This window comes from Micromonospora sp. NPDC047753 (assembly GCF_040642735.1).
GTDB lineage: Bacteria > Actinomycetota > Actinomycetes > Mycobacteriales > Micromonosporaceae > Micromonospora.
On sequence record NZ_JBEYSL010000367.1, the window covers coordinates 1 to 6,991 of the forward strand.

Annotated in this window: 5 protein-coding genes and 1 pseudogene; 4 read left to right on the top strand and 2 right to left on the bottom strand. The window is 68.4% G+C overall.

Going from position 1 to position 6,991, the window contains the following annotated elements; genetic code table 11:
* Together ABZ749_RS25560 and ABZ749_RS25565 are read right to left on the bottom strand one after the other, a co-directional pair.
* Nucleotides 1-261 (bottom strand): annotated as a pseudogene (locus ABZ749_RS25560) (alpha-L-arabinofuranosidase); the annotation flags it as partial.
* 180 nt (nt 262-441) lie between these two features.
* Complete coding sequence (locus ABZ749_RS25565; RefSeq protein ID WP_357232097.1) at nt 442-2,277, bottom strand: RICIN domain-containing protein; 1,836 nt, start codon at nt 2,275-2,277, stop codon at nt 442-444.
* A gap of 298 nt (nt 2,278-2,575) precedes the next feature.
* On the opposite strand from ABZ749_RS25565, the gene ABZ749_RS25570 reads away from it, so the two are divergent.
* From ABZ749_RS25570 to ABZ749_RS25585, 4 genes are all read left to right on the top strand, one after another.
* Complete coding sequence (locus ABZ749_RS25570) at nt 2,576-3,817, top strand: sugar ABC transporter substrate-binding protein (RefSeq protein ID WP_357232100.1); 1,242 nt, start codon at nt 2,576-2,578, stop codon at nt 3,815-3,817.
* 147 nt (nt 3,818-3,964) lie between these two features.
* Nucleotides 3,965-4,804: a sugar ABC transporter permease gene (locus ABZ749_RS25575; protein WP_357232103.1), complete on the top strand. Its 840-nt coding sequence runs from the start codon at nt 3,965-3,967 to the stop codon at nt 4,802-4,804.
* Nucleotides 4,801-5,625, top strand: coding sequence for a carbohydrate ABC transporter permease (locus ABZ749_RS25580; RefSeq protein WP_357232106.1), 825 nt, complete (start codon nt 4,801-4,803; stop codon nt 5,623-5,625). The genes ABZ749_RS25575 and ABZ749_RS25580 overlap by 4 nt, the downstream gene beginning before the upstream one ends.
* 56 nt (nt 5,626-5,681) lie before the next feature.
* A partial coding sequence (locus tag ABZ749_RS25585; protein ID WP_357232109.1) for a glycogen debranching protein occupies nt 5,682-6,991 on the top strand: 1,310 nt, incomplete at its 3' end.

The window sequence follows — 6,991 nt, forward strand, 5'->3', positions numbered from 1 at the left end:
CGTGGTGCTGGAGTTGGGCACTTCGAGGCAGCGGCCGGACGGCGTGCCGACGATGGGGGTGCTCTGCCCGGGCGGGATGGTGGCCGCCGCGGCGGCCCTGGCGGCGAAGGGCGAACTGGCGGGGGTGGTGCCGACGCCGACGCCGACGACGACGAGCACCCCGGCCAGCGCACCGGCCAGGAGGGTCAGACGTCGGACGCGTTGGCCTTTCGGGATGAGGTCGCGGGCTGTTCCTGACCCACTGCGGGACGGGGTTCGCACGAGGTGCTCCTCGGAGTCGTGGAAGCGCGGGAGATCGTCGACGCGCCACGGGCGGGTGGTGGCGATGGCGAATCGCTGCGAATGGTAGGACCTTTGTTTAATTTATGTCAATGAATGTGATGTCCGGTGACGCGCTGACTGCCAGTGCCGACAGCCAGCGCGTCACCTGCCCCGGGACGACTACCGCCCCAGGAGCCGCCAGGTCTGGTTCAAGGGGCTGCCCTGGTTCACCGCCCTGCAGGTCCACTGGTGGACCAGCGCGCCGGCCGCCGTGGAGACCGCGTTGACATCGACGCACTTGCCACTGTGCCGGGCGACGAGTTGGTAGTCGTGCGAGTCGTTGCCCGAGTAGGTCACCTTGCGCAGAGCGAACTGCTGGTTGGAACTGTTGAGGCAGGTCCACTGGTGCACCGCCGCGCCGTCGGCGGTGGACACACCGCTGACGTCGAGACACTTGCCACTCTGCTGGTTGACAACGGTGTAGGTGTTGGCCACGCCAGCGACCGGGAGGAAGTTCCAGAGCTGCTGGTCACCGCCGTCGCAGTAGTTCTGCTGTTGGACGTTGCCGTCGGCGGTGCTCAGACCGGCGTTGTTCAAACACTGCTGCGAGTGCTGGGCCACCGCCACCGACTGGAAGCCACCGTCTGAGGGGGGCAGCAGCGTGACGGTGTACGTGTCGGTCTGGTTGGTGTACGGCACGGTCACCGTGGCGTTGCTGTTGGACACCCCGACCACGCTGTTCGAGACAGTGACCGGACCCGCCACGGCACCGCCACCGTTGTGCGGGATGCGTTGGGTGACGACCCGGACCTGGTTGTTCTGCACGATGCCGCTGGTGGTGTCCAGGCGTTGCAGGTTGACGGTCAGGTTCCCGGTGGTACGACCAGCGCCGATGAGCACCTTCGCCACTCCGGCCGTCTTCGTGGCGTACGCGTCGTACGACTGGCTGGGGGTCACCGCGACGATCTCACCGACCTGGGAGGCGTAGTAGCGGTAGTTCCACCACTCCCCCTTGGGCTGGTGCTGGCCGGCCGAGTTACGGATCAGCAGGTTGCCGAGGTCGTTGTGCAGGCTGCCGCCGCTGGCCCAGTTCGCCCGCAGGCCGTCGGCCCGGGCCCGTTCCAGACGCGCGATGTACCAGGCGCCGTCGGCCGGGTTCTGCTCGTCGGGCGCGCCGTACTCGTTGATCTGGTACGGACGCGGGTGGGCGATGCCGCGCGGGTCGAGGGTGGCGTTGGCGGCGGCGACGTTGGCGACCGGGTCACCGGGCAGCGAGTGCCAGCTGATGATGTCCGGCACCGTGTTCGTCGAGCGGACGAAGTCCAGGTACTGGTTCCAGAAGGTGTGGTTGGTCGACGGTACGCAGGCGCAACTCGGCCCGACGATGAGCTGGCTGGGGAACTCCGCCCGGATGCGCTGGTAGGTGCGTCGCCACAGTTCCAGGTACTGGGAGATCGGCCGGTTCCAGAAGATGGTGATGTTGGGTTCGTTCCAGATGTCCCACTGCACCGACAGCCCGGACGCCCGGACGTCGCTGATCAGCCGGGTCAGGAAGTTGTCGTAGTCGGTCCAGTTGCCGTTGTCACCGGGGAAGCGGGAGATCCCGGCGCCGTCGGCACCCCAGAGGTCGTGCGGCAGGATGATGAACTTCCCGCCGAGGGCTGTGGTGCGACGTGCCTGGGCGAGTGTGGAGTTCCAGCGACGGTCGTAGGTGCCGCCGACCCAGCCACTGCCCGGCAACTGCGCGCCACCGGCGCGCATGTACTGGAACTTGACGTCCCGGTAGAAGTGGTCGGCCGGACCGCTGGCGTTCTCGGTCATGCCGTAGATCCAGCCTGAGGCGCGGTAGGTCGGCGCACCGTTCGTGGTGGCGAAGTTGACGCTGATCGACTCGTCAGCGGCCTGGGCGGGGGACGGGACGACGGTGACGGCGGCAGCGGCGGCGAGCAGGCCGACGACGAGTCGGGCCACGAACACGCGGGCTCGTCGTGACCGGCCGGGGGACGGGGTTTTCACGGGCGGCTCCTTGGTGGGGCGCGGGGGACGCTCTCCGGAGGGCAGCGCTTGCGAATCGATTCGCACGGATCGTAGGACCGGGGACTGAACGATGTCAATGAAGTGACGCTCCGGTGAAGACCGTGTTTCTCAGCGATCTCTCTGATGCGCCCAACTGGCCCTTGACCCCCGGGCATGGGCAGACCTATCTTCGGGCGAACCGATTCGTCGAATCGGTTCGCCTCATGGTTGGGCTGCTCCAACCCGCGACGATCAACCGACAAACCCCACCTGACGATCGATTGAAGTGAGGCACCACATGACCGGATTCAGTCGTCGGCGGCGCCTGGCCGCCGTCGCCGTGATAGCTCTCGCCGCAGTGACAGGCAGCGCCTGTTCGTCGTCCACCGACGGCGCCGCCGACGGCGGCGGCGCCTACCTCGTCTGGGACCCGTATCCACAGTTCGCCGACGACTCCGAGTGGGTGGCGCTGCTCAAGAAGTGCGGCACCGACGCGGGGGTGACGGTCGAGCGGACCGGATACGACACCACCGACCTGACCAACAAGGCGCTGCTCGCCGCCCAGCAGGGAAACTCACCGGACGTCCTGATCGTCGACAACCCGGTCATCTCCACCCTGGCCGAAGCCGGTGCGCTCACCACCACCGACGACAACAAACTCGACGTCTCGGCGATGGAGAAGAACCTGCTCGGCGCCGGCCAGAGCGACGGCAAGACCTACGGGGTGCCGATCGGGGCGAACACCCTCGCCCTCTACTACAACAAGGATCTGCTCACCGCGGCCGGCGTCGATCCCGCCGCCGTCAAGGACTGGACCTCGCTGACCGCGGCACTGACCAAGGTGAAGGCCAAGGGGAAGAAGGGCATCACCTTCTCCGCGATCGGCACCGAGGAGGGCAGCTTCCAGTTCCTGCCCTGGTTCTGGGGATCGGGCGCCCAACTGACGAGTCTGGACTCACCGCAGGCGGTTTCCGCGCTGACGCTCTGGACCGACTGGCTCAAGCAGGGCCACGCCCCGAACTCCATCATCAACAACACCCAGACCACGAGTTGGCAGGAGTTCGCCACCGGCGACTACGCGTTCGCCGAGAACGGCACCTGGCAGCTGGCCAACGCGGAGAAGCTCGGCTTCTCGTACGGCACGATCCCGATCCCGGCCAGCGCGGGCGGCCCGGCCCCGGCGCCCACCGGCGGTGAGTTCGTCTCCATTCCGGTGCAGAAGAAGACCGGCCGGTACGAGACGTCGCAGAAGCTCGTGACCTGCCTGACCAACGCCGACAACCTCCTCACCACGGACACCACCCTGTCCTATGTCGCACCCGTCGCCGCCGTGCAGGAACGACAGGCCACAGCGGACCCCAAGCTCAAGGTCTGGGTGGAGGCGGTCCGGGCAGCCAAGGGCCGTACCGGTGACAACCTCGGCACCAAGTACCCGAAGATCTCCGAGGCGCTGTGGACCGCTGTGCAGTCGGCCCTCAGCGGCGGGAAGTCGCCACAGGAGGCCCTGGCCGCCGCGCAGACCGCCGCCGCCTCCAGGTAAGCGATCCGAACCGACACCATGCCCTCCACCACCGAGACCACTGCCGTACGAGACCAGGATGGGGCGGCGACCGCCGCCCCATCCGGGCCTCCCCCGTCCCGTGCCCGCCAGCCCAACCGATGGATGGCGTGGGGCTTCCTGGCACCCGTGACGATCTACCTGGCGGCCTTCTACGCCTACCCGCTCTACCGCAACGTCGAGTTGAGCCTGCGCGAGTACACAGTCCGCTCGTTCGTGCAGGGCGGGGCGCCCTTCGCCGGCCTCGACAACTACCGGACGGTCCTGACCGACCCGGCCTTCGGGCCGACGCTGACCCACACTGTGGTCTTCACGGCGGCCTCGCTCGCCTTCCAGTTCACCATCGGCATGGCCCTGGCCCTCTTCTTCCACCAGCACTTCCCGCTGTCGCGCACGCTGCGGGCACTGATCCTCGTACCGTGGCTGCTGCCACTGATCGTCTCGGCGTCGACCTGGTCGTGGCTGCTCAACAGCGACTCGGGGCTGGTCAACGCGGCGCTCGGCGTCGTCGGGATCGACCCGGTCAACTGGCTCACCTCGCCGGGCTGGTCACTCGCCTCGGTGATCATCGCGAACGTCTGGATCGGCATCCCGTTCAACCTGGTGGTGCTCTACAGCGGCCTGCAGGCGATCCCGACCGAGATGTACGAGGCGTCCGCGCTCGACGGCGCGACGGGGTGGCAGCGGTTCTGGGGGATCACCTTCCCGCTGCTGCGTCCCGTCTCCCTGATCACGCTGCTGCTGGGGCTGATCTACACGCTCAAGGTCTTCGACATCATCTGGATCATGACGAAGGGCGGTCCGACCGGCTCCTCGGCAACGCTGGCCACCTGGTCGTACCGGCTCGGCTTCGGCAACCTGCTGCCCGATTTCGGCCCGGGCGCGGCCATCGGGAACCTGCTCATCGTGCTGGCTCTGATCGCCGGCCTGGTCTACATCCGGATCGAGCGGAGGCAGCAGCTGCGATGACCACCTCGACACCTCGGGCCTGGTGGAAGACCGGCGTCGGCCTGGTGCTGACCGGGCTGATGCTCTTCCCCGTCTACTGGATGATCAATGTGTCCTTCACCCGGGACCAGGACATGCGGGCCAGCCCTCCGCACCTGTTTCCCGTCAACGGCACCCTGGACGGCTACCGGGCCGTGCTCGACCAGCAACTGCCGTACCTCGGCACCAGCTTCCTGGTCGGTCTCGGCACTGTGGTGCTGACCGTGGCGCTGGCGGCCCCCGCCGGCTACGCGCTGGCGAAGCTTCGGCCACCCGGCGGCCCGGCGCTGAGTTTCCTGCTGCTGATCGCGCAGATGATCCCGGGGATCATCATGGCGATGGGTTTCTACGCCATCTACCTCACCCTCGGCGTCCTCAACACGCTGCCCGGCCTGATCCTGGCCGACACGACGCTCGCGGTGCCGTTCGCTGTCCTGATCTTCACGGCCTTCATGTCCGGCATCCCCGACGAGCTGCTCCAAGCCGCCGTGGTCGACGGCGCCGGTCGGCTGCGGACCTTCTGGTCGGTCGTGCTGCCGGTCAGCCGCAACTCGATCGTCACGGTGTCGCTCTTCGCGTTCCTGTGGTCCTGGTCGGACTTCATCTTCGCCTCGACCCTGGCCGGAGGCGGCGACTACCAGCCGATCACCCTCGGCATCTACCACTACATCGGCAACAACAACCAGCAGTGGAACGCCATCATGGCCACCGCCGTCGTCGCCTCGATCCCCGCCGCCGTACTGCTGATCCTGGCCCAGCGGTACGTCTCGATGGGCGTGACCGCCGGCGCCGTCAAGGACTGACCAACCGCCGCGGTCCAGGACCGACCACCCGCACCACAGAAAGGCACCCGCCACCCATGACCGTCGCCCCGTCCGGTCCGGAGTTCGGAATCCAGGACATCCCGTTCAGCTACCGCGGATCCTGGTTCAACATCTCCCCGGTGGTAGCCGAGAAGACGTACGCCGACGACCTGCACCTGGTCTCCCACCAGACCGGGATGCACCCCGTACTGCGACTCACCCCCACTGTCGCCGGCACCACTGTCGTCGCCACGCCCGCGCTGCTGACCTGGCGCAACGGGGCCGACCGGATCGAGGCCGTCTACGACGGGCCGGACACCCTGCGGATCCGGGGCCACCGGCTCGGCCTGCGGGTGGCCGCCGCCGCGCACACCCTCACCCCCTTCAGCGGCACCTACCTGTACACCGACCCGGTCGACGGATCACATGTGTTCACCTCGTACGAGACCGGTCGCCGCTACCGGGTCACGGTGCTCTCCGGCGCTCCGCTGCGGACCCGGGGCACGCAGGCGCTCGGCACCGCCGACCGCTCCCTTGACCTCTCCGGCGACCAGCCCTGGGAGATCGCGATCGAGGAGTACGCCACCGCCCGCCGCCCGTACGCCGCCGGATCCGTCACCTTCGAGCAGTTGCGCCGCGACCGGTTCGCGGAGTTCACCGCGTTCGTCGACGCGATCGCGCCCTGGCGCGGCCCGGAGACCCCGGCCGCCGAGTTGGCCGCGTACGTCCTGTGGTCGGCCACTGTCGCCCCGGCGGGCTTCGTCACCCGGCCGGCCGTCCTGATGTCCAAGCACTGGATGGACAAGGTGTGGAGCTGGGACCACTGCTTCAACGCGATCGCCCTGGCGGCCGGCGAGCCGGAGCTGGCCTGGCACCAGTTCCAGCTGCCCTTCGACCACCAGGACGAGGCCGGCGCGCTCCCCGACTCGGTCACCCACTCCGAGGTCCTGCACAACTACGTCAAGCCTCCCATCCACGGCTGGGCCCTCCGTCACCTGCGCCGACGCCTCCCCCAGCCGCCGGACCGGGCGGCGCTGGCGCAGACGTACGACCGGCTCGCCCGCTGGACCGGGTTCTGGCTCGACGCGCGGCGGGCCCCCGGCCACGACCTGCCGCACTACCAGCACGGCAACGACAGTGGCTGGGACAACGCCACCACCTTCGACGACAACCGGGTGCTCGAGACGGCTGACCTCGCCGCGTTCCTGGTCTCGCAGCTTCGCTGCCTCGCCGACCTCGCCACCGAGCTGGGTGAGCCCGGCACCCGCTGGTCCGGTCGACTGCTGTACCCGGTGGCGCTCGCCCTCGCCGTGGGCGGCGGCGCCTGGATCGTCGAGCATCCCGGTCCGCGTGGGTACGACCTGAA